Below are 23,280 nucleotides of genomic sequence, written 5' to 3' on the forward strand. Positions count from 1 at the left end.
AGTAGGTGTATTAATGATATACATGCTACAGGGGGTACTTATGGTAGTGGGTATAGTTCGCTATGATCTGATTTAGGGGTACTTCAATCAGAGGTAGCACTTGCGTTCAACAGAGGTGCTACCTCTGTTTTATACAGGATGCACCTATGTTTGCACAGGGGGAGGGGTACTCCTGTAGTAGGGGGAGGATACTTTGCAAGTACCCTCTGTATACCTTTCTGGTTTTATAAAATGAAATTCCTATCTGTATACTATCACGTTTTAGCTATCGTATTGATTGTTAAAATAATAGGAAAACATGCCTTATAGAACACAGCATTTTTTTGTGTTGGTATGACTTTAGCTTAAGTGACAATGTCTTTTCTCTTAGATCTATTATTTTGTTTTAGTTTCTCCTATAATTACTCCAAAGTTTCCGTCTAATTGATTTTGACTTTTAGAGGGTAGGTATACTCTAGATACAAACCCATCGAGATACAAAGCATTTTTGCAACCGTTTTGCTTAAAATAGGAGGCAAAATCATAAAAATTTGTTTTCTCTTTAGAGATTGCAAAAAGTAAATTCCCGTTGGGCAAGATTCCTACCCCGTTTCTAATGTGAAGATTAGAAGAACCTTTTCTAAATTTGGCATGTATTTTTCCATCAATCAAGAGCATAGGACCTGATTGCGTCGCATATTTGATATGCTCACTACCCGTAAACATCTTTGTGGTACAAATAACAGGTTTGTTTTCTTTGGTTACATAGAATATCCCATTGGGCTGAAGGTAAAAGTTACCATATCCATTTTGAGCCGTATCAATCCTGGCTTTGGTTTCTCCATTTTCAATATAAAGTCCCTGGGGGGATAGATCTTTATTATACATACCTCCGTTCATTGCAAAAACCAATTCCTTGTTTTCTTTTTCAAGTCCTGATTTTAACTCCCGAAAGCTTTTGTAATTAATATTATTCTTATTCTTCCAATAGAAATGTAATTCTTGTTGCAAAGGATTTACCTCGTAGTTTAAAAACCTGGATTTTTCAACCTGAGTTTCTGATTTCTTAACAAAAAAGAAACTGGTTAATAGTACCAGAGCTCCAAGTATTACTATAGAACCAATGAGTTTTTTCATTGTGTACTAGTTCTTATATACTTTTCCGTCTTTCATTACAAACACTACATTCTCCATAGTATTTATGTTTTGGGTTGGATCGTCATTTACTGCTACAATATCGGCTAAGAAACCAGGGGTAATTTGCCCAATCTGATCTTGCATATTCAGGATTTTGGCGTTGGTAGTCGTTGCACTTTGTATAGTTGCCATTGCAGGCATACCCGCTTCGACCATAAAACCAAACTCTTTTCCGTTTTGTCCGTGTTTAAATACTCCGGCATCGGTACCAAAAGCGATACCCACACCGCGATCATATGCTTTTTTAAATGTATTTTGGATTTTTGGACCGATCTCTAGTGCTTTGGGAACAATGATAGCAGGGTAATACCCATCAATAGCTGCTTTTTCGGTAACTTCTTTCCCGGCAGTAATAGTAGGTACCAAATAGGCATCATGCTGTTTCATTAAATCCATAGTTTTTTCACTCATTAATGTACCGTGCTCAATAGTTTTTACACCACCCAGAATGGCACGTTGCATTCCTTCATCACCATGTGCATGTGCGGCAACATGAAACCCATAATCTTTTGCAGTCTCACATATCGCTTTAATCTCTTCTACAGTAAACTGAGGGTTAGAACTACTTTTTGCTACACTTAATACGCCACCTGTAGCTGTAATTTTGATAAGATCTGCACCATTTTTATAGCGTTGTCGCACTGCTTTTTTTGCATCCTCGACACTATTTACTACGCCTTCTTTTGGACCAGGATCACCAATCAATGATCTTTTACTGCCGTTAGTAGGATCTGCATGCCCGCCAGTAGTAGCCAGAGACTTGCCAGCTGTAAATACCCTGGGGCCTTTTATACGTCCGCTTTTAATTGCTTTTTTAAGCGAAATATTTACTCCACTTCCTCCTAAATCTCGTACTGTAGTAAAGCCTGCCATTAATGTCGTTTTAGCAAACTGAACTGAATTGAAAGCAACGTCTGCTTCGCTATCTGTATATTTTTGTAAATACGCCTTTGGATTTGTTTCACCTTCTAGATGTACGTGCATATCGATCAAGCCAGGCAGAACTGTTTTATTTTTAAGATCAATAGTGATATCGTTTTTTTTACCGGTAATAAACCCGTTTTCTACTTTAATAATTTTATTTCCAGAAACGACAATTGTTTTTTCAGTAAGAACTTTACCTGCTTTGGTATCGACTAGTTTTCCGCATTGTAAATAGGTATTTTGAGCAAAAATAGTCGTGCTTATAAATACAAAAAGTATGGTGTATAGATATTTCATATGTGAAGTGTGAAAAATTACTATAAATTAAAATTGAGTTTTGAATATACAAAAGGAACAATTTAAAATAAATTGTTGTGATTAAGAGTATGATTATGATTTCTTTTAGAAATAGGCGTTAGCTTTTATAGACCTCATAGATTTCAAAAGCCTGTGAGGTCTTATTGACTACCTTGAATACGTTAGGGATAAGAATAGCGCCCTTTTCACCATTATTTCAAAAAAACATTCGAAATAATGGTGAAAAAACAGCAAATAATGCATTTAAACTCCCCAGGGATTAAATAGATAATTATTTTAATAACTCGTCCAGGTTTTGTTCTATGTATTGTGGAATAGCATTAATATCGATAATCTCATCAGATAAGCCTTTTTTCTTTTCTTGTAATTGCAGTATTTTTTCTTCGATCGTATTTTTAGTAATAAATCGAGTGACCATCACATTATTGGTTTGTCCTATACGATGGGATCTGGCGATTGCTTGCTTTTCGATAAATGGATTCCACCAGGGATCTAACAATACTACATAAGATGCTTTGGTAAGATTTAATCCAACACCTCCTGCTTTTAATGAAATAAAAAACAAATTGATATCATCATTTTGCTGAAACTCATTTACGACGGCTTCTCGATTAGCACTCTTGGTTTGCCCGGTTAACGTTAGATAAGAAATATTATTTGTCGTACACCACTCCTGATACAAATCAAGATGAGATACAAAAGAACTGAAGACAAGTACTTTTTTGTTGGCTTTTACCAATGTGCTTAGGTAATGAGTAACATCCTGAAATTTTCCTGATTGATCTTTTGTTTTATTATCTACAAGTTTAGGATGATTTACAATCTGGCGAAGTTTGGTTAGTGTATTAAGAATATGAATCTTATTTGTTGAAGTAGAATCAATACCCAGAAGTAGATTTCTGGCTGCAGATTTCTGAGATTCGTATTGTTTTTCCTGTTCAGAAAGCATTTCTGTGTATATGGTCTGTTCTGACAATTCGGGAAGATCTTTGGCAACCTGTTCTTTGGTTCTTCTTAATATAAAAGGATCTATTAATGCTTTTAACTCTTTAATACATTCTGGATCCTGATGCTTTTCTATCGGAATTTTAAAGCGATCTTTAAAAAATGGATAGCTGCCTAGCATTCCCGGGTTAATAAATTCCATCTGAGACCAAAGATCTGATAATGAATTTTCTATCGGTGTACCGCTTAAAGAAATCTTGTGAGTAGTACGTATATTGTTTATAGCCTGAAATATTTTAGACTCTTTGTTTTTGATCTGCTGACTCTCGTCTGTGATCAGGTAGGTGAAATTTACTTTTTCTAAGGCAACAATATCTTTTGATACCGTAGTATAGGTGGTAAGAATAATATCGTAAGTCTCTAGATACGGAGTAATTTTTTTGCGGTCAGAACCTGTATATTTAACAATATTAAGGTGAGGCGCAAACTTTAATATCTCTTGTGCCCAGTTAAATACAAGAGAAGAGGGGAGTACGATCAAAGCTTTGAGATAGGTCTTTACCTCTAGAGGGTCACTAAACAATTCTAATCGAATTTTCTCAACCTTTTTATCTATAGGTTCTAGCCGTTCTTTTGCATATACCAACATTGCAATAGTTTGCAAAGTTTTTCCTAATCCCATATCATCTGCTAAGCAGGCACCCAATTTGTTGTAATGATGATTGACCAACCATTGCACTCCTTCTTCCTGATAAGGACGTAATGTTGCTTTAAGTTTTGCTGATGGTTCATAATGATGACTGGCAGAATCTTCTATACTAATTTCTTCTGGCGGAATAATATCCTTTAACAAGATGTAATTACTTTTGGTGATACGTATATTTTTATCTTGTATCTGGCCAAAATCTACAAGTTTTTTATATCGCGTCATCCATTCGTTAGGGATAACAAAAACCTGATCTTCATCGATCGGGAAAAAACGATTATTTTGCTTAATAAATGGTATAAATTTTAAAAAAGGAATTTCCTGATCTCCAATGGTAACAACTCCTTTAATATCAAACCAATCATTCTCTTGTTGACTACCGATTTCAATGGTATATGGAGCAATATTAATTGTTCTATCATCTACTAGAGGTAGTTTTATCTCAAATCCATCAGCTTCTAATTGGGTTTTGTTCGATTTTAGCCAATTCAGAATTTCAAAAGGATCATCAGAAGTTTTAGTTTCTAATAGTAGGTTATTATTTACCTGTAGCCCTTTGGATGTGAGTAGGCTAATGATTTCTTGTTCGGCTTCCGGATCACGTTTGGTCTGAATAATCTGAATTTGATCATCATTTTCTAAACGCACATTAGAAACCGTAGTTTTTGTACTATTATAATCAAAAAGAATAGTATTGTATTCAAAAATAACCTTAATCACATAAGTATTCTGGATAAAATCCTGGATGATTTCTATCCCATAAGATGCTATGTTTTTATGTGTAATGATATCAAAACCATGAGTTATAACATCTATATTTTTGATTATTGGGATGATTACTTTTTCGAGGTAAATTTTGATATGTTTATGAGCAATGGTAATTTTTTCCTTATCAAAAAAGGGTTTTAATTTATTAGCGTTTAGGTTTTCAATTTGATATAGGTATTTATCTACAATAATCCAGGAAGGCTCATTAAGTAGTATTCTAATATCATTATTTTTAGGAATAATGAGTGTGTCTTTATTTTTTAGAGAAAAAGCATATTCAATACCTTCATCTGTCTTAGTGAATTCGAGAATAGGTTTGAGTATCGTATTACCAATCGATAATTTATGATTTTCGAAGGGATCTTTTCTTTGAGCATTACTTGTTATTGCATATTGATGTGTAACAATCAAGGAATAGAAAACAGATAATTTTTTACTTATATAATCAAGTACTACTTCTTTTATTTTTGGATCTTTTAATACCTCTGAAAAACGTAAACTTTTTCTCCTTTTTACGGGCATAAATTGTTGCTCTAATGTTTTGATTTTTAGATGCGAACATATCTCTAACAATTGCTCATGGGGAGTGCCCCGAAATTCTATGTTGTAGCTTTCCAAAGTTTCGGGGATTGCTTGTTTTTCTACATAACCAAGATGTCCATTAGTTATTGGTACAACATATGCTTCTGGTAAGAGCGGGATTTCAGAAAAATTATGATCTACAAGATTATAACAGATGCAAAGTGAATCCATGAAAAAGGAATAAGTTTAAGAGGTTAAATTAGGTGTTGAAAAGATTAGATTTCTTTTTCTTCTTTCATTTCAAACAAAGTCGAAAAACATCAAAGAAATTCTTCTTCAATGTTTTTCGACTTTATCTAATTTTTTTAGTTTTTAAATATTTTAGATTGTGACGGATTTGCCTACAAAATTGATAACAGTACTGGTGATAAAATCAATTTGTTCATCATCTAATTCTGTATGCATTGGTAAAGAAATCACTTCTTTTACCAACTGATTGGTTATAGGGAAATCGGCTTCATTATAGCGTTCATCCTGATATGCTTTTTGGCTGTGCAGAGGGATAGGGTAATAAACACCACAAGGAATTCCATTATCATTTAGATGTTTAACCAGAGCATCACGATCTACATCGATCACTCTAAGCGTATATTGATGAAACACATGTGTGTCTTCTTTATCAATTATAACAGGAGTAATAATATGTTCCTGATCGGTAAAAGCTGTCGTGTATTTTTTTGCTGCCTCTCGTCGGGCATCATTATAGCGATCCAGGTTAGGAAGTTTTATTCTTAACACAGCTGCTTGAATAGAATCCAGACGGGAATTTACACCTACAACATCATGATGATATCTCGTATACATTCCGTGGTTTACAATCCCTCTTATGATATGTGCTAAATCATCATCATTAGTAAAAATAGCACCTCCATCTCCATAACATCCTAAATTTTTGGAAGGGAAAAAAGAAGTAGAAGCTACATGGCCAATAGTTCCTGATTTTGAAGTGCTTCCATCTTTAGAATGGTAACTCCCTCCAATACCTTGGGCATTATCTTCTATTACATATAAATCATGCTCTTTGGCAATGGCCATAATAGCATCCATATTGGCAGATTGCCCAAATAGATGTACAGGTACAATAGCTTTTGTCTTAGGAGTAATTGCTTTTTTTATAGCTTCGGGATCAATATTAAAAGAATCTGGCTCTACATCTACTAGTACAGGAGTAAGCTGTAGTAAGGCAATTACTTCTACTGTAGCAGCAAAAGTAAAATCTGCCGTTATTACTTCATCACCAGGTTGTAGACCTAGTCCCATCATAGCAATCTGTAATGCATCTGTACCATTTGCACAAGGGATAACATGTTTTATACCAAGATAATCCTCTAGTTCTTTTTGAAAACTATGTACTTCGGGGCCATTAATAAAAGCTGTAGATTGCACAACATCGAGAACAGATGAATCTATGCGTTCTTTGATTTGTTCATATTGACCCTTAAGGTCAACCATTTGTATCTTCTTCATAAATGTTTTATTGTAACCTCACGAAAGTACAAAATATTGATACTATTGTCAATGTAATTTTAGATAAAAGAAATGTATTTTAGCATTTCATAAAAATTATCATTTTTGGGCATTTTATATAACATCTTTATTGCAATATTTAATAGCATACTTCCTGTAATAGGTCTATTAAGTCCTAAACTTAAATTATTTGCTAATGGAAGGAAAACAGTTTTCGAAACTCTTGAGCAGCATTTCCCTTCTCAAGATCGTATTCTCTGGTTTCATTGTGCATCTTTGGGAGAATATGAGCAAGGTGTTCCGGTAATAGAGGGGTTAAAGAAAAAATATTCGGATCATAAAGTATTGGTTACTTTTTTTTCCCCTTCTGGTTACGAAGCTAAAAAAAATAGTACACTGGCTGATATTATTGTATATCTGCCTATAGATACAAATGCAAATGCTATTCGGTTTATTCAATTGGTAAAACCCGAACTTGCTGTTTTTGTGAAATATGAGTTTTGGCCTAATTACCTAAAAGTATTGCAAAACAGAAATGTTCCAGCAGTATTTATATCTGCTACATTTAGAGAAGATCAGGCATTTTTTAAATGGTATGGTGGTTTTATGAGAAAAACATTGCAGACCGTAGATCACTTTTTTGTTCAGGATAAAATATCACAAACACTAATAGAAAAACAAGGTTTTGCCAATGTTACATTGAGTGGAGATACACGTTTTGATCGTGTGTCACACCAAATAGAAATGGATAATCATGTTGATTTTATTTCAGAATTTATTAATGAGCGACTTTGTATAGTAATGGGAAGCTCATGGCCAGAAGACGAAGAGGTTTTTATGGATTATATAAACGAAGCTTCGGATAAGGTTTGTTTTATTATTGCTCCTCACGAAATAAAAGATAATAGCACAAATACATTAAAACGAAAGATTAAAAAGAAAACCGTTTTATATTCTGAAAAAGAAGGAAAAGTGCTAAAAGATCAGCAGGTGTTTATAGTGAATACAATAGGATACTTGTCTCGGGTATACAGTTATGCAGATATAGCATATGTTGGTGGAGCTATGGGAACAGGGGGATTACATAATATTTTAGAACCAGCAACTTTCGGAATCCCTATTGTTATCGGTAAAAATTTTGAAAAATTTAGAGAGGCCAAGCAGCTTCAAAAGTTGGCTGGGCTATTTTCGGTTTCAAGTGCTGATGAATTTAACCAGGTACTAAATAAGCTTGTCGAGGGTAAAAAGTTTAGAGAAAAAACAGGAATGATTTCTGGTCACTTTATCAATAGTAATACTGGAGCTACGGCAATGATTATGGCATATTTAATTAAGAAAATTAATTAAAATAAAAAAGCTGAAAAACAACAAAGAATCGTTGATTTTTATTTTTAGCTATACGGTAACGGCCTGATTAAAATATCGTCTAAACGGAAGCATTTCTTTATATACAGTAATCACTTTATCCATAAAATCATCTCTCAGTATATCTTTTTGATTTAGAGGATGAATAACGGCAAATGTTCTATGGCGTAGCAAGTCAATATATTCATGATCAGAAGAGTATCCTTTAGGAGTAGTTTTTAGTTTGTCTTTATCTAAATACATCCCTCCAAAGGTCTGTTTAAAGCTTTTTTTGTTTAAAATTTTCACCAGTTCTTCACCATTATAATCAATTGCTTCTCGAATACTATTTAGCATTTTGTTTTCTGGTCTCCAGTAACCGCCAGCTAACTCACATTCGTTAATCCCAATTTGGATATAAAAATCACCTTGTTTGGTACGTTGATCTAGTCCTGCTGCAAAATGATCTTTATAAACCGGTTTATTTGGGTGAAAAAGTAAATTGTTATTAATACGATTAATACCTTTTTTACCTGAAGTAGGATAGTAATTTGGATCTATTGCGGCCAATTTCCCATCTAATTCATCTAGCCATTGTATAAATGAATTACGAATAGTTTGATACTGTTTTCTATTAGCATCCATCCATTCTTTATGATTATTGGCCTGTAAATCTTGTAAAAACTGAAAGAGCGCATTAAAATCCATCTTGATCCAAAGAATTAGAACAACCCGTTTAACTCGGCATCAATACGATTTATAATATTGCCCAAATCCTCTGGGTTGTCTACAAAATTGATATTGTCTACATCTACAATAAGAAGGTTACCTTTATCATAATCATGCGCCCAGGCTTCATATCGTTCATTAAGCCTGCTTAGATAATCAATACTAATTGTATTTTCATATTCACGCCCACGTTTATGAATCTGATTTACCAGGTTAGGAATACTACTTCTAAGATAAATTAGTAGATCAGGACCTTCTACTACATTTTCCATAAGATCAAAAAGTGATCTGTAGTTTTCAAAATCACGATTGGTCATAAGCCCCATTGCATGTAAGTTTGGAGCAAAAATGTATGCATCCTCATAGATCGTTCTATCCTGGATAATATCTTTTCCGCTTTCACGAATATCTAATATTTGTCTAAAACGGCTATTAAGGAAATAAATCTGAAGATTAAAAGACCAACGCTCCATCTTATTATAAAAATCCTCTAGATAAGGGTTCTCTAATACATCTTCAAAATGAGCTTCCCATTTGTAATGTTTAGCAAGTAATCGGGTCAATGTAGTTTTTCCGGCTCCGATATTTCCAGCTATTGCTATATGCATAGTTGATTATTTTTCTTGAGGTGTTTTGTAAAAATGTGCGCTAAAGTGTGGGCGTAAATATAGTGGATTTTATGACGAACATAAAAAGGATAGAAAAGAATTTCTGTAAGATGCATATTTTAAAAACCTAAGTGTTCGTTTAATCAATATAAGTAACGCACAAAAATTGATTTTAGCATACTAGTTTATATCCATATCCTCTTACATTAATAATTTGAATGGATTCGTCTTGTTTTAGTTTTTTGCGAAGTTTAGTGATAAATACATCCATACTTCTACCACTAAAGAAATCATCATCACCCCAAAGCTTTTTAAGAATCATAGAACGATCCAGTACTTGATTTTTGTTTTTGATAAGGTGAAATAGCAGGTGGGCTTCTCTATGTGTGAGTTGCGATGTTTCTTCTTTGTAGGTAAGTAATTGCTTAGGGAAATCAAAAGTATAGGCACCAATACTAATAATTTCTGCACTCTGTTGTAAGGTAATACGATGTAGTAAATTATTGATTCTTACGATCAATTCTTCCATGCTAAAAGGTTTTTTTAGGTAATCATTACCACCAATGGTAAATCCTTCTACTACATCTTGTGTTTGAGACTTAGCTGTAAGAAATATGATAGGAATGGTGCTGTCTTCTTGTCGAATTTCTTTGGCGAGCGTAAAGCCATCTTTTTTAGGCATCATAACGTCCAGAACAAGCAGTTTGGGCTGTACAGATTTGTATACATCATAGGCTTCTTCACCATTTTTGGCCAGGTGTACTTTAAAACTTCTGGTTTCCAGGCTCTCCTTAATGATTTGACCTAGAGAAGGTTCATCTTCTGCAAGTAGTATTTCGATTGTTTCAGCCATTAGGTAAAGTAATTTTGAAATTGGTTAATCCTTGATCTAATGATAATTGTATAGTTCCTTTATGTTTTTCGATAATGGTTTTGGTATAAAAAAGACCAATGCCAAAACCTTTAACGTCGTGCGTATTTCCTTTGGGTACACGATAGAATTTCTCGAATATTTTCTCCTTATGAGCTTTGGTTAATCCTGTCCCATTATCTCTAATTTCTATGATGATATGTGGATCTGCGTTTAAAATACTAATACCCACTGTGTTTCCTCCATATTTAATTGCATTATCAACAATATTATTTATGGCATTTTCAAAGTGAAATACATCTATTTTTCTCCAAATATTCTCATGAGAATTGGTGAAGGTTATATTCTTTTCGGGTGAATTTACCTTATGTTTTTCTGCAATAGTATGAATCAGTTTTGTTAAATTCGTTTCTTCCAGATTTAATTGCAATTCATCACTGTCTAATGTGGCCGTTTCTAGAATCTTTTCGACCATGGTATTAAGTTTGTTTAATTGACCCGAAGACATTTCGATATACTTTTTTGTCTTTTTCTGATCGTTTTCCTGATTGAAATTTTGAATACCTTCCAGGGCAGCACTTATGGTGGCAATAGGAGTTTTAAATTCGTGTGTGATATTACTTATTAAATCGTTTTTAAGCGCAGCCAGATGTTTTTGATGGGTAATGATTTTTAGTAAAAATAAAAGACATGCAATCACAGCACTTACTAATAAAAAAGAAAGGGTAATACTAATTAAGTTTTTCTTAAATATGACTAGTTTTTCATTAGTAAAAAATAATTGTAACGAACTTGTTTTTGGTAGGTATAGCGATTTTGAAGAAGTACTCAAAATAGCAGATTTAATAATGTCGCTTTTAGTTTCTTTTTTTTCTCCCAAAGTATCGTTGAACTTTAGTCCAAAATCTACAGCAATTTTTTTGCGTAAAAATTCTTGTTGTACCAAAGAATCTATTTTTTTCAGTTGAAGTGAATCTTGAGTAATTGAAACTACAATTTTAGAAGTCAGTTGCTCAAATATGTCATTTTGATTTGTACTATCATTAAACCTATTGGTCGTTACAGATATGTGTCTACGACTCTCTCTATGTTTATGCTCCCGTTTGTTAAGTATAGAGATACCAGTCATATCTATACTATCCGGAATTTGGAATCTTTTGAAATTTATGGTGTCAGAATCTATTTTCTTCAATAATATTTTGAAATCTCCTTTTTCAAAGAAATTTTTAAGGTTGGTAGAATCTGAGACAAATCCTATTGTGTTTTCCTCGGCAAGTTTAGTATAATATTGATTAACGGCATTGTCTAAGCTAATTTGTACCTCGTTAATTAACTGTTGTTTTCCGATTTGATAGTTCTTGTAGTTCCAATACACCTGTATTCCTAATGTAATTACAATTACAGTAGTGATAAAATATAATATATTCTTGTAGCTTCCTTTTCGCATACTTCAAAAGTAAGGTTCTTATCTTATATAAAACCAATCGGTTAACACACGTTAACACTGGTTAACCTTCTGGTTAGGATTCAGTTTTCATATTTGTAGTGTATTAATCAAAAAAATCTAATCATGGTACGAATTATAATATTGATAACACTATTTATGTTTGAAAGCCTGTTTGCTCAGGATTTTCAGGGTGTTGTAACATATAAGACCAATAGAAAAGTGGATCTTAATATGGAAGACTCTAAAATGAATGCTGATATGCAAAAACAACTTCAGGAGATGTTGAAAAAGCAATTTCAAAAAGAGTATGTATTAAATTTTAATACTTCAGAATCGATATACAAAGAAGAAGAAAGTTTGGGAGCACCACAACCCGCCTCTGGGGTTCAGATTGTAATTGCAGGATCTGGAGCATCTAATGTTTTGTATAAAAACATTAAAGAAAAACGCTTTGCCAGAAAACAAGATATGATGGGTAAACTATTTCTGGTAAAAGACAAGCTGGAAAAATTAGATTGGAAGCTTGAGGATGAAACAAAAAAAATAGGGAATTATACGTGTTATAAAGCAACGGCAAAACGAATGGGGCAGCGTATGCGAAATATGACAATTAGTGTCAATAGTGAAGAAGAAATGACAGAGCCTGAAGAAGAAGAAATTACAATTACGGCTTGGTATACACCAGAGATACCAATCTCTCATGGACCCGGAAGTTATTGGGGACTTCCTGGTTTGATATTAGAAATCAATGATGGGGATCAAAGTATACTAAGTACTAAATTGGTGTTGAATTCAAAAAAGAAAATTGATATTAAAGAACCGACAAAAGGTAAGGTTGTTACAGAAGAAAAATTTGAAAAAACAATGGAAAAGAAAATGAAAGAAATGAGAGATAGAATGAATACACGAGGAGGTAGTGGAGATTTCGAAATTCGAATCGGAGGATAAAATTTATATTCTAACCTAACACAATACTAATTAGACAACAGTAACTCTGCTCTTCATCAAGAGTTACTGTTTCTATAACTCTGGTTATAGAAATAGATAAAATCATTATAAAATGCATAAAAAATTAGGACTATTGGTATTCCTTATAGGGATATCCCTGGCATCTACTGCCCAAAAAGTACAAATTACAGGTTTTGTTAAAGATTCATTAGGTGATCCTATTGCAATGGCTAATGTAATTGCATATAAGAAGTTAGATAATGCTATGACTAGTTATGGTATCACGAATGATCAGGGTAGGTACAAAATTTCAGTTCCTAATAATGAAACATATCTGCTAAAAGTTAGTTTTATCGGTCTTACCGCAGAAACAAAATCAATTACGGTAACTACCAAAGATGTGATTTCAGATTTTGAAATGAAATCCGAAGAAAATAGCTTGGACGAAGTAGAAATTGTTTATGAGATGCCAGTAGTAGTAAAAGGAGATACTTTGGTGTATAATACCGATTCTTTTGTGAATGGTACAGAAAAGAAATTGGGAGATGTGTTAGAAAAACTACCAGGAGTAGAGGTTAATGAAAATGGAGAAATTGAAGTCGAAGGTAAAACTGTTTCTAAGGTAATGGTAGAGGGGAAAGACTTTTTTGACGGAGATTCTAAACTGGCAACAGAAAATATCCCTGCTGATGCATTAGATAAGGTTGAGGTGTTACGTAATTATGAAGACGTAGGACAAATGCGTGGGCTGCGTAATTCGCAAGATCAGATAGCTATTAATATCAAATTAAAAGAAGGGAAAAAGAACTTCTGGTTCGGTGATATAACCGCAGGTTCTGGAGTAGGAGAGACAGAACGTTATATCGTAAAACCTAAACTGTTTTATTATAGTCCAAAGTACAGTATTAATGTGCTTACAGATATTAATGATATTGGCGAAGTTCCTTTTACGATGAGAGATTATTTTAATTTCACAGGAGGTTTTAGAAATTTAGGTCGTGGAGGTACGTCTTTTAGCATTTCTACAGATGATCTTGCTTTTGCTACATTACAAAATAATAGAGCTAATGAAGTTGATACCAAATTTGGTGCGGCAAACTTTAGTCTTACAGCCAATAAAAAACTAGATCTTAGTGGATATGGAATCGCAAGTGATACCAGAGTAGATTTGATCACTAATACACAGAGAGTATATATTGATGATACTTCAGATCCTACAGATAACACGACAGAAGAAACTATTGATAACACCTGGCAACGAAGTAAGTTGGGTTTATTAAAATTAAGTGCAAGTTATAGACCTAACAGCAATTTTAGAATAGATTATGATATCTTCGGAAAACTTTCCAGGCAAAAGGAGGATGGTGCTTTTCGATCTATAAGATCAACAGTTTCTGAAGATATAAATGAAAAACTTGAAAATTCTACATTTTCGATCCAGCAAAATATGAATGCGTATTATACATTAGGTACAAAGCATATATTTTCATTAGAAGCACAACATCTATTTCAAAATGAAGATCCTTTTTATAATGCAATACGATCAGAAATTCCTTTTAGGGGAGTTTTTACACAAATCAATAATCCTTTACTTCCTGATACAGATACTTTTGATCCATTAGAAGAGTCTGAAAACTATAGTATTAATCAACAAAAAGAAGTGAGAACAAATAAGCTGGATGCAAAACTGGATTATTATTATGTGTTAAATAAGAAAAGTAACCTCAATTTCACATTAGGAAGTACACTAAGCACTCAAAGTTTTGATTCTAATATTTTTCAGATTTTGGATAATGGAAATCAAAATAACTTTGAAGCCAATGAGTTTAATAACGATGTAAAATATAGCTTTAATGATCTATATGCTGGTTTGCATTATAAGTTTATTAAAGGGGTTTTTACATTTAATCCCGGGGTGAGTGTGCATAATTATAGCCTAAAAGATCAACAATTGGGAACCGAAATAACTCAGAATGAATGGCAGGTGTTACCAGATCTTTTTGTTTTAGCTCAATTAAGGCAAAATGAAAGTTTACGATTTAATTATTCGATAACAGCAGAGTATACAGATGTTAACCGTTTGGCAACTGGGTATGTGTTTAATAATTATAATTCATTGTTTCAGGGAAACCGAAATCTAGAAAATTCATTATATGATAATTATTCATTAAACTATTTTAATTTTAATATGTTTAATTACACTAATATTTTTGCTCAGATATCGTATAGCAATCGGCGTAATCCTATTAAGAATACGAGTGTGATTACGGGAATAAATAGAGTAGATACACCTATTAATTCTAATATGGAAGATCAAATACTTTCTGCCAACGGAAATTTTGCTCGTACGTTTGGAAAAATAAAAGGAAGCCTGAGAGCAAATATAAGTTGGTCGAGTTTTAATAATATTGTAAATACGCTCCCAAGTGAAAGTATAAGTTTTACACAAGTGTATAGTACAGAATGGTCAACCAATTTTAAAAAAGGACCTAATTTTGATTTAGGATATAGTCTTACAGTTAATGATTATGATAATAACGGAGCCAAAAACACATTTTATACAAGTCAACCATTTGCGAGATTAGATTGGTCTTTTGCCAAAGGGTTTTTGATAAAATCATCGTATAGGTATTATGATTATCGCAATACAAAAACAACTCTAAATGAATATAGTTTTTGGGATGCAGATTTGTTTTATCAAAAGCCTAATAGTAAATGGGAGTATAAACTGTCGATAACCAATATTCTGGATACCAAAAGTATCAATCAAGATAATTTTAATGAATTATATAACAGCACATCGAGTTATGTGATCCAGCCTCGTTATTGGATTTTCAGTATAAAATATAATCTGTAATTATAGTATAGATGATTACGACCAATTAGAGGTAATCTAAAAAAAACGCAATGACAACATATAAAGTATTGGGGTTTTTATTTTTGATAGTGATGATATCTTGTAATCAAAGTCAAAAAAACACGTCTAAAGATGTACAAACGAATTCACAACAAGAGATGGAAATTACCAAGGCGCAAGGCATAATCACAAAAGTAAGCTCTAAAAACTTTGAAGATACGTATAATACATTAGTCGAAATCATTACGAATAATCCTAACCTGAAGATTATAGCGCAATTAGACCACCAGGCTAATGCTGCATCTGTAGATCTAGAATTGAACCCCACACGAGTAATCATGTTTGGTAATCCTAAATTAGGAACTCCTTTAATGCAGAATTCTCAAATTACTGGATTAGATCTTCCACAAAAGATTCTAATATGGCAAGATGATAATGGTGTTGTTAATGTTTCGTACAATGATCCCGAATTTTTAAAACTTCGTCATGAGATTACGGGTAAAGAGGATGTCTTAACAATCGTTTCCAAAGCTTTAGATAATCTTTCGAAAGGAGCCACAGGAATATAATAACCTACTACAATACTTGAGTTAGCCCAATATTCAATATAAATGTCTCCAGGAATATACATTATTTATTTCTGGGGGCTAATTTTGTAGTTTTACCTTGATTGGGCCTCCACTAGATACATAACTTCCACCAATTTCATCAATATTAATATCCAATTCGTCTTGTGTACTAATACTGTTAAGATCTATTTTAAGCTTATCATAAGTATCAATGTTTTTAATATTTACATCAATCTCATCGGTACTGCTTAGCCGAACCGTTATTGATCCATCATCATTAATAGGGATTAACCCATAGTTTGTTTTGGGAGTATTATTTGCATATGCTTTTGGAAAAATATCTATATCTCTTATTACAATAATAACGAGACAGATAGCAATAATTGTGATTATTGCCTTGGTATAAGTATCAGTTTTCATAAAGTATAGTTTTTGTTTACTAAAAAACACCAATAAAGGTGCCAAAATCTAGCTTTCTTTATATGAAATCTCAGGCATATTAAGAGCTTAGACGAGTAAATGCCTTAAAATCAATACAGAAACCAATAAAAATTACCTAGATTTGCGCTTTTTTAAGCAATAATAAAACCCAAAAACTCGTTTTTTGGGAACAACCTAACCAAACCACAATAATGACTAAACGTACTAGTCGATTGCATTTTCTTGATGCAATTCGGGCATTTGCAATCCTTATGATGCTTCAAGGACATTTTGTGCATTCTCTTTTAGGAGATGTATATAGAGATAAAAATAATATTGTATACGCGACCTGGGAATATTTTAGAGGCATGACTGCTCCTACATTTTTTACGATAACAGGCTTTATTTTTACGTATTTACTACTAAAACAAAATACAAAAGGAATAGATAATCCAAGAGTTTTAAAAGGCGTAAAGCGTGCTGTTAAAGTTATTTTTTGGGGGTATTTATTGCGATTAAGCTTTTATGAAGTTTTTACAGGAAAAGTAAACCCTTCGTTTTTCTATGTAGATGTATTGCAATGTATAGGTACATCATTGTTGCTGTTGATAGGGATATATCTTGTTTTGTGTCGAATTAATGAAACTTGGTTTCAAAATGTAATGTTAAGTATTGGAGTGATTATTTTTCTTTTGCAGCCCATGTATGGTAGCTGTATACTAGAGTTTTTACCACAAACAGTTGCAAATTATTTTACAAATAGAAATGGTTCTATTTTTACATTATTGCCCTGGTTTGGATATGTATGTATTGGTAGTTTTATGGCTAACCTGTTTTTAAAATACGGAAAACAAAAAATGTTTTACCCTCATGCTATTATCACACTTTTATTCGTAGGGTTGTTATTGGTGTTTTATTCTTCAACTATACTAATGGTGATTTATAGTATAACAGATATTGGTATTTTTAAATCAGTAGCGTATAACAACTTCTTATTTATAAGATTAGGAAATGTGTGTATCCTTTTTTCTGTATTTATTTTGATGAAAAACTATGTTACAAATCAGATGATAACTAAAATAGGAGGGAGAACACTATCAATCTATATAGTTCACTTTTTTATGCTTTACGGAAGTTGGTTCGGACTGGGACTTAGTCGCTTTTTTTATCATAGTTTAACGCCGGTACAAACGTTTACAGGAGCATTATTGTTTATAATTAGTATATGTGCAGCAGTTTTGTATTATTATAAATATGAAGAAGAACTGAAGCTTCAAACGAACAATGTACTTAATTTGGTAAACCGGAAGATGAAAATGATCTTACCAGAAGCTTTTATGCTATTTAAAAATACTATTATTCGTACATATCGAAATATTAAATATACGAGACGATAGTATTGTTATCTTTAGATTGATTAATTATTGTTTTTTTTATTGTATTAAAAATCAGTATCTTATAGTGGTCTAATCAATACTCATTTTGTCATGCCAACAATAAAATCATTAAACAAATGGGCTAATGCACATACGTATTATCCTTTAGATTTGTTAAGAATTGCATTAGGAGTTTTCTTATTTATAAAAGGAATAAATTTTATTAGTAATAGCCAGATTCTAGTAGATCTTATTAAACCTGTTCAAAACCTTGCTGGTGCTATGATTATAATTCATTATGTAGCTCCGGCACATTTAATAGGAGGTTTACTTATTTCTTTTGGATTACTTACTCGATGGTCTGTTACGGCGCAGCTTCCATTATTATTTGGGGCAGTTCTTATCAATTTTGTAGGAGAGATGAATGTGGCAAACCTGGTTATTGCCAGTATAATTTTGTTATTATGTGTATTTTTCTTGTTTTACGGTTCGGGGAAACATTCTGTGGATTATTATCTAAAAATGGAACAATGAAATGATAAAAATAAAATAAGGAGTTTAGTGCATTTCGAAAATAAAAAACCGCTCATTGAGCGGTTTTTTTTATTTTTTTACCATCCCGATAAGCGAGATTTTCCACTGTTAGGAGGAATGTCTAAGTATATAGTGTCTATTTTTTTTGAAGCATAAACACTGCTTTTATATTTAGAAGCTCTTTTTTTATTCTTTTCAATTTGCTTTCTTATTTTTTTCCACTTCTTTTCACTATAAATAGTAGTGTTTTTTGATTGCTGAGCTACATTTTTATTTGCCTCTGCCGAGTTAATAGTATATGAGGAGGCTTGCTTTTGTAATGTATTATTGGTAGTAGTAATAGATTTGAAATCAGTTGTGTTACTTTGTCCTATCGATGAATACGATATACATAGTAATAGTACTGTAGTCATAGCAATTTTCATTTTCATTTTTTTAGATTTTGGGGGGTTAGTAATCATAAGTATAAAATTGAAGTTATTTATAAGTTTAAATAAGATTAATTTTTACAATCTGGATATTAAATAAATATCTGATCTTCAGTTACTAAGATAGCTATACTAGTTCAATTTTGACTACGGAAAAACCGCAATATAGTACAGGGATTTTTCCCCTAAAAAGCACTGAGAAGCACTGTGGTTACTCGTATTTTTTTCTAAATATTAACCGAAAATTTTATTTTATTTTTTTCTTGTAAAAAACATAAAATGTCGAGTTAATCAAGTGATAATAAGGGGTGAAAGCTATTTTGGAATATCGAATAAAAAAACTGATTTTCTTGAAAATAATGCTTTTTTCAAGAAAATCAGCCTGTTTTTTATTTCACAAAATGGTGAAAAACGTCAAATGTTAGACAAAAAAGAAATAACTATTAAATTAATTAAAGTGAAATAAGTTATTTTCTTTTAACATATTTTAGATAATTATGTAAGTCTACCAGCCCGATAAACGAGATTGACCACTACCTATATTATATGCCGGAATATCTATATATATAGTATCCATAACCTTTGAAGCGTAGATACTATGTTTTGCATTAGAAGCTCTTCTTTTATTTTTTTTGAGTTGTTTTTTGATTTTTCGCCACTCTTTTTTACTATAAAAATCCTGATCCTTCATTTTTATAGGAGCATGTATTACCAAACGATCTGTCATAGCAATTTCATCAGTACTATATTGCTCTTCCTGAATTTGATTATCAATAGACTTTACTGAAGTCAAATCATTTTCAAAATCCTGGCCAAAAGACATACCAAACACTAATAGAAAAGCGATATGTAATGCAAATTTTAATTTCATTTCCCTAAATTTAAATGTATTAATTAATAGCGGTACACTAAAATTTTTAAAAAACATATCGAAATTATTTTCCCTCCAAAATTGATATGTTTATGTACCTCATTATATTAACGGGATAAATGTAATGATAATACTTGATTTCATAATACGGTAAAACCTCATTTTTTCAGGGCTTCACCTAATTTTTCGATGAATAACTATAAAACCAGATAAAAACTAGATATTAAAAGCTTTTTTAACAGCTTCTACATAGTCAAGTTTCTCCCAGGTAAATAGCTCTACTTCCTTTTCAATTTTGCCAGAATAAGGACTTTCAAAAACCTTAGTAATCATTTGCGGTTCTTTACCCATATGACCATAGGCAGCTGTTTCCTGGTAGATAGGATTACGTAATTTAAGACGTTTCTCGATAGCAGCTGGACGCATATCAAAGATTTTACCTACTGTTTCTGCAATTTCACCATCGGTTAATCCAAGAGAGCTACTTCCATAAGTATCTACAAAAATAGAAGTAGGTTCAACAACACCAATTGCATAAGATACCTGTACCAATACTTCATTCGCTACTCCTGCAGCTACAAGATTTTTGGCAATATGTCTTGATGCATATGCAGCAGAACGATCTACTTTACTTGGATCTTTACCCGAAAAAGCACCTCCACCGTGAGCACCTTTACCACCATAGGTGTCGACTATAATTTTTCTTCCAGTAAGACCGGTATCTCCATGAGGACCACCAATCACAAATTTTCCGGTTGGGTTAATGTGATATGTGATCTGATCATTAAATAATTGTTGAATATAACTAGGTAATTGAGCAATTACTCTAGGCATTAAAATAGAAATGATATCATTTTTTATTTTACTTAGCATTACATCATCATTGCTATCAAAATCATCATGCTGTGTAGATACGACAATAGCAACAATACGTTGAGGTACATTGTCATCGTTATATTCGATAGTTACCTGGCTTTTAGAATCAGGACGTAAATAAGGAATCTCTATACCTTCACGCCTTAGTTTGGCCAATTCAATTAATATTTTATGAGAAATATCAAGAGCCAAAGGCATGTAATTAGCAGTTTCTTTGGTTGCATATCCAAACATCATTCCTTGGTCACCAGCACCTTGCTCTTCTTTATTCTCACGATCAACCCCTTGATTTATATCTTGCGATTGTTCATGAATAAGAGAGATTACTCCACAAGAATCACCACTAAATTGGTATGCGCCTTTGGTGTAGCCAATTGTATTGATTACATCTCTTGCTATATGTTGTACATCGAGATATGTCTTTGATTTTACTTCTCCGGCGAGTACTACCTGACCGGTAGTTACAAGCGTTTCGCAGGCTACTTTAGAGTCAGCATCAAAAGCTAAAAAGTTATCTAATAATGCATCACTTATCTGATCTGCTACTTTATCCGGGTGTCCTTCAGATACACTTTCTGAAGTAAATAAATATGCCATTCTTTATTGTTTTATGAGAAAATACTTAGACGTAATTGCAATATGAAGCTTTCGACAGAACATCTTAATCGAACTGCTTTAGCATTTTTTATACTGTAAAAAAAAATATTTCAGTATTTGGGTTGCAATCAGTCAAATCTTTCCCCGAAAATATTTTGGCAAAGGTAAAAAAAATGATAATACTTAAAAGCATTTAACGTATCATTAATTTTCTTTAATGAAGATTATTTTTAGGAGGTCAATTTTAATCAAATAATTTTCGAAGGAAAAATGATTTGATTAAAAAATAATTACTAGATTTGTCCCCGAAGTTTCTTATACATATTAGTAAGTTATTAAGAAAGGTGGAGGGAATAGACCCTGTGAAACCTTAGCAACCCTTTGATTTATTAAAGAAGGTGCTAAATTCTATCCCGATTAAGCGGGAGAAGATAACTCGATACAATTATCATTTCTGTAATTGTCTTTCCTTTCTTTTTAATTTTCTATTTACATACACTATAAATGAGTGTTTGATGTATTTGAATTTTATTTAAAATTTAAAATAGAAAATTATGAGTACACAAAAATTTGCAACAGGAGCTTTGCATGCGGGTCATGATGTATCTGCCAATGGTGGGACAAGAGCTGTACCAATTTATCAAACAACATCATATGTTTTTAATAATTCTGATCATGCAGCCAATCTATTTAACTTGTCCGAAACAGGATTTATTTATACGAGATTAAATAATCCAACAAATGATATCCTAGAACAACGCCTTGCAGCATTAGAAGGAGGTATTGCAGCAGTAGTAACATCATCGGGGACAGCAGCAATCAATACAACTTTGTTAACCTTACTAAAAACTGGTGATCATATAGTGGCATCGAGTAGTTTGTATGGCGGGACCTACAACTTGTTAAATGTTACATTACCTAGATTTGGCATTACAACAACTTTTGTTGATCCTTCAGACCCAAATAATTTTAAAGATGCTGTACAAGAGAATACACGTGCATTTTTTGTAGAATCATTAGGAAACCCAAAGCTAGATGTATTAGACTTAAAAGCAATTTCGTCTGAAGCCAAAACCTATAAAGTGCCTTTAATAGTTGATAATACAGTTGCTACACCAGCATTACTTAACCCTATTGAGTATGGGGCTAATATCGTAATTCATTCCCTTACAAAATATATTAGCGGTAATGGGACATCACTTGGAGGAGCGATTATCGATGCAGGGACTTTTGATTGGTCTAGTGGTAAGTTTCCTGAGTTTACAGAGCCTTCTCCGGGATACCACGGATTAGTATATCACGATGCATTAGGACCTGCAGCATTTATTGCAAAAGCAAGAATAGAAGGATTGCGAGATCATGGTGCAGCACTAAGCCCATTTAATGCGTTTCAGATTTTGCAAGGTTTAGAAACCTTAGAAATCAGAATAAAAAAACATAGCGAAAGTGCATTGCAGCTTGCTAAGTGGTTAGAAGAACAAGAAGAGGTAAGTTGGGTAAAGTATCCGGGACTCAAAAATGACACATACTATGAACTGGCTAAAGAATACTTGCCAAAAGGGCAAAGTGGGATCATCACTTTTGGAGTAAAAGGTGGTTTTGATTCGGCTAAAACGGTAGCAGATGAAACAAAAATATTCTCTTTACTGGCAAATATAGGAGATTCTAAGTCTTTAATCATACATCCTGCTAGTACCACGCACCAGCAACTAGACTCTGCACAGCAAGAATCTACTGGGGTAACTCAGGATTTGATACGGTTATCAGTTGGACTCGAAGATATTGAGGATCTAAAAGAAGATTTAAAAGAGGCTTTTAGTAAAGTAAAAGTTAAAATTTAAAAGATCCAAAAATAGGTATCCTTTTTATAAGGATTTATAATAATGCGGGGTATCAAAATAACCTCAAAGAAATTATAA

Annotated in this window: 19 protein-coding genes and 1 riboswitch; of the genes, 7 read left to right on the top strand and 12 right to left on the bottom strand. The window is 32.6% G+C overall.

Annotation, left to right across the window (positions count from 1 at the left end):
• Positions 1-375: 375 nt before the first annotated feature.
• The 4 genes from NNL09_RS11780 to NNL09_RS11795 all read right to left on the bottom strand — a co-directional run bounded on the left by NNL09_RS11780 (position 376) and on the right by NNL09_RS11795 (position 6,886).
• Positions 376-1,116 carry a phosphodiester glycosidase family protein gene (locus NNL09_RS11780; protein WP_196910759.1) on the bottom strand — a complete coding sequence of 247 codons (741 nt, stop codon included), beginning with the start codon at positions 1,114-1,116 and terminating at the stop codon, positions 376-378.
• Between the two features lie 6 nt (positions 1,117-1,122).
• The gene (locus tag NNL09_RS11785; RefSeq protein WP_196910760.1) at positions 1,123-2,397 is read right to left on the bottom strand and encodes an amidohydrolase family protein; all 1,275 of its coding nucleotides are present in this window, start codon (positions 2,395-2,397) and stop codon (positions 1,123-1,125) included.
• 292 nt (positions 2,398-2,689) lie between these two features.
• Positions 2,690-5,590 (bottom strand): DEAD/DEAH box helicase, encoded by a 2,901-nt coding sequence (locus tag NNL09_RS11790; protein ID WP_196910761.1) that lies wholly within the window; start codon positions 5,588-5,590, stop codon positions 2,690-2,692.
• Positions 5,591-5,740: 150 nt separating this feature from the next.
• Positions 5,741-6,886: a DegT/DnrJ/EryC1/StrS aminotransferase family protein gene (locus NNL09_RS11795; RefSeq protein ID WP_025665142.1), complete on the bottom strand. Its 1,146-nt coding sequence runs from the start codon at positions 6,884-6,886 to the stop codon at positions 5,741-5,743.
• 105 nt (positions 6,887-6,991) lie between these two features.
• Here NNL09_RS11795 and NNL09_RS11800 point away from each other — a divergent pair, with 105 nt between their 5' ends.
• Positions 6,992-8,233: a 3-deoxy-D-manno-octulosonic acid transferase gene (locus NNL09_RS11800; protein WP_196910762.1), complete on the top strand. Its 1,242-nt coding sequence runs from the start codon at positions 6,992-6,994 to the stop codon at positions 8,231-8,233.
• A 48-nt stretch (positions 8,234-8,281) separates the two neighbouring features.
• On the opposite strand, the gene NNL09_RS11805 is transcribed toward NNL09_RS11800, so the two are convergent.
• From NNL09_RS11805 to NNL09_RS11820, 4 genes are all read right to left on the bottom strand, one after another.
• Positions 8,282-8,938: a DUF2461 domain-containing protein gene (locus tag NNL09_RS11805; protein WP_025665140.1), complete on the bottom strand. Its 657-nt coding sequence runs from the start codon at positions 8,936-8,938 to the stop codon at positions 8,282-8,284.
• A 14-nt stretch (positions 8,939-8,952) separates the two neighbouring features.
• Positions 8,953-9,567 (bottom strand): deoxynucleoside kinase, encoded by a 615-nt coding sequence (locus tag NNL09_RS11810; protein ID WP_024770627.1) that lies wholly within the window; start codon positions 9,565-9,567, stop codon positions 8,953-8,955.
• Between the two features lie 172 nt (positions 9,568-9,739).
• On the bottom strand, positions 9,740-10,420 hold the full coding sequence (locus NNL09_RS11815; protein ID WP_196910763.1) for a response regulator transcription factor: 681 nt from the start codon (positions 10,418-10,420) through the stop codon (positions 9,740-9,742).
• The gene (locus NNL09_RS11820; protein ID WP_196910764.1) at positions 10,413-11,885 is read right to left on the bottom strand and encodes a cell wall metabolism sensor histidine kinase WalK; all 1,473 of its coding nucleotides are present in this window, start codon (positions 11,883-11,885) and stop codon (positions 10,413-10,415) included. The genes NNL09_RS11815 and NNL09_RS11820 overlap by 8 nt, the downstream gene beginning before the upstream one ends.
• A 123-nt stretch (positions 11,886-12,008) precedes the next feature.
• On the opposite strand from NNL09_RS11820, the gene NNL09_RS11825 reads away from it, so the two are divergent.
• From NNL09_RS11825 to NNL09_RS11835, 3 genes are all read left to right on the top strand, one after another.
• Entirely contained in the window at positions 12,009-12,833 is an 825-nt protein-coding gene (locus NNL09_RS11825; protein WP_196910765.1) for a GLPGLI family protein, read from the top strand.
• Between the two features lie 112 nt (positions 12,834-12,945).
• The gene (locus tag NNL09_RS11830; protein ID WP_196910766.1) at positions 12,946-15,690 is read left to right on the top strand and encodes a carboxypeptidase-like regulatory domain-containing protein; all 2,745 of its coding nucleotides are present in this window, start codon (positions 12,946-12,948) and stop codon (positions 15,688-15,690) included.
• Positions 15,691-15,740: 50 nt separating this feature from the next.
• Positions 15,741-16,259, top strand: a complete 519-nt coding sequence (locus NNL09_RS11835; protein ID WP_051476038.1) for a DUF302 domain-containing protein — start codon at positions 15,741-15,743, stop codon at positions 16,257-16,259.
• Positions 16,260-16,337: 78 nt separating this feature from the next.
• Here the strand turns inward: NNL09_RS11835 and NNL09_RS11840 are convergent, their stop codons facing one another.
• The gene (locus NNL09_RS11840; protein ID WP_025665134.1) at positions 16,338-16,679 is read right to left on the bottom strand and encodes a hypothetical protein; all 342 of its coding nucleotides are present in this window, start codon (positions 16,677-16,679) and stop codon (positions 16,338-16,340) included.
• 212 nt (positions 16,680-16,891) lie between these two features.
• Between NNL09_RS11840 and NNL09_RS11845 the strand changes: the two genes are divergently transcribed.
• Positions 16,892-18,076 carry a heparan-alpha-glucosaminide N-acetyltransferase domain-containing protein gene (locus tag NNL09_RS11845; protein ID WP_196910767.1) on the top strand — a complete coding sequence of 395 codons (1,185 nt, stop codon included), beginning with the start codon at positions 16,892-16,894 and terminating at the stop codon, positions 18,074-18,076.
• Positions 18,077-18,166: 90 nt separating this feature from the next.
• Positions 18,167-18,589, top strand: a complete 423-nt coding sequence (locus NNL09_RS11850; protein ID WP_196910768.1) for a DoxX family protein — start codon at positions 18,167-18,169, stop codon at positions 18,587-18,589.
• A gap of 77 nt (positions 18,590-18,666) precedes the next feature.
• Here NNL09_RS11850 and NNL09_RS11855 read toward each other — a convergent pair whose 3' ends face one another.
• The 3 genes from NNL09_RS11855 to metK form a co-directional block, all read right to left on the bottom strand.
• Entirely contained in the window at positions 18,667-19,020 is a 354-nt protein-coding gene (locus NNL09_RS11855; protein ID WP_196910769.1) for a hypothetical protein, read from the bottom strand.
• A gap of 502 nt (positions 19,021-19,522) precedes the next feature.
• Complete coding sequence (locus NNL09_RS11860) at positions 19,523-19,888, bottom strand: hypothetical protein (protein ID WP_152538292.1); 366 nt, start codon at positions 19,886-19,888, stop codon at positions 19,523-19,525.
• Between the two features lie 216 nt (positions 19,889-20,104).
• Complete coding sequence (gene metK / locus NNL09_RS11865; RefSeq protein WP_196910770.1) at positions 20,105-21,361, bottom strand: methionine adenosyltransferase; 1,257 nt, start codon at positions 21,359-21,361, stop codon at positions 20,105-20,107.
• A gap of 329 nt (positions 21,362-21,690) precedes the next feature.
• Positions 21,691-21,799: riboswitch (SAM riboswitch) on the top strand.
• Between the two features lie 116 nt (positions 21,800-21,915).
• Here metK and NNL09_RS11870 point away from each other — a divergent pair.
• Positions 21,916-23,202, top strand: a complete 1,287-nt coding sequence (locus tag NNL09_RS11870) for an O-acetylhomoserine aminocarboxypropyltransferase/cysteine synthase family protein (protein ID WP_196910771.1) — start codon at positions 21,916-21,918, stop codon at positions 23,200-23,202.
• Positions 23,203-23,280: the final 78 nt, after the last annotated feature.

The sequence above is a fragment of the Aquimarina sp. EL_43 genome (assembly GCF_943422735.1).
Taxonomy (GTDB): Bacteria; Bacteroidota; Bacteroidia; order Flavobacteriales; family Flavobacteriaceae; genus Aquimarina; species Aquimarina megaterium.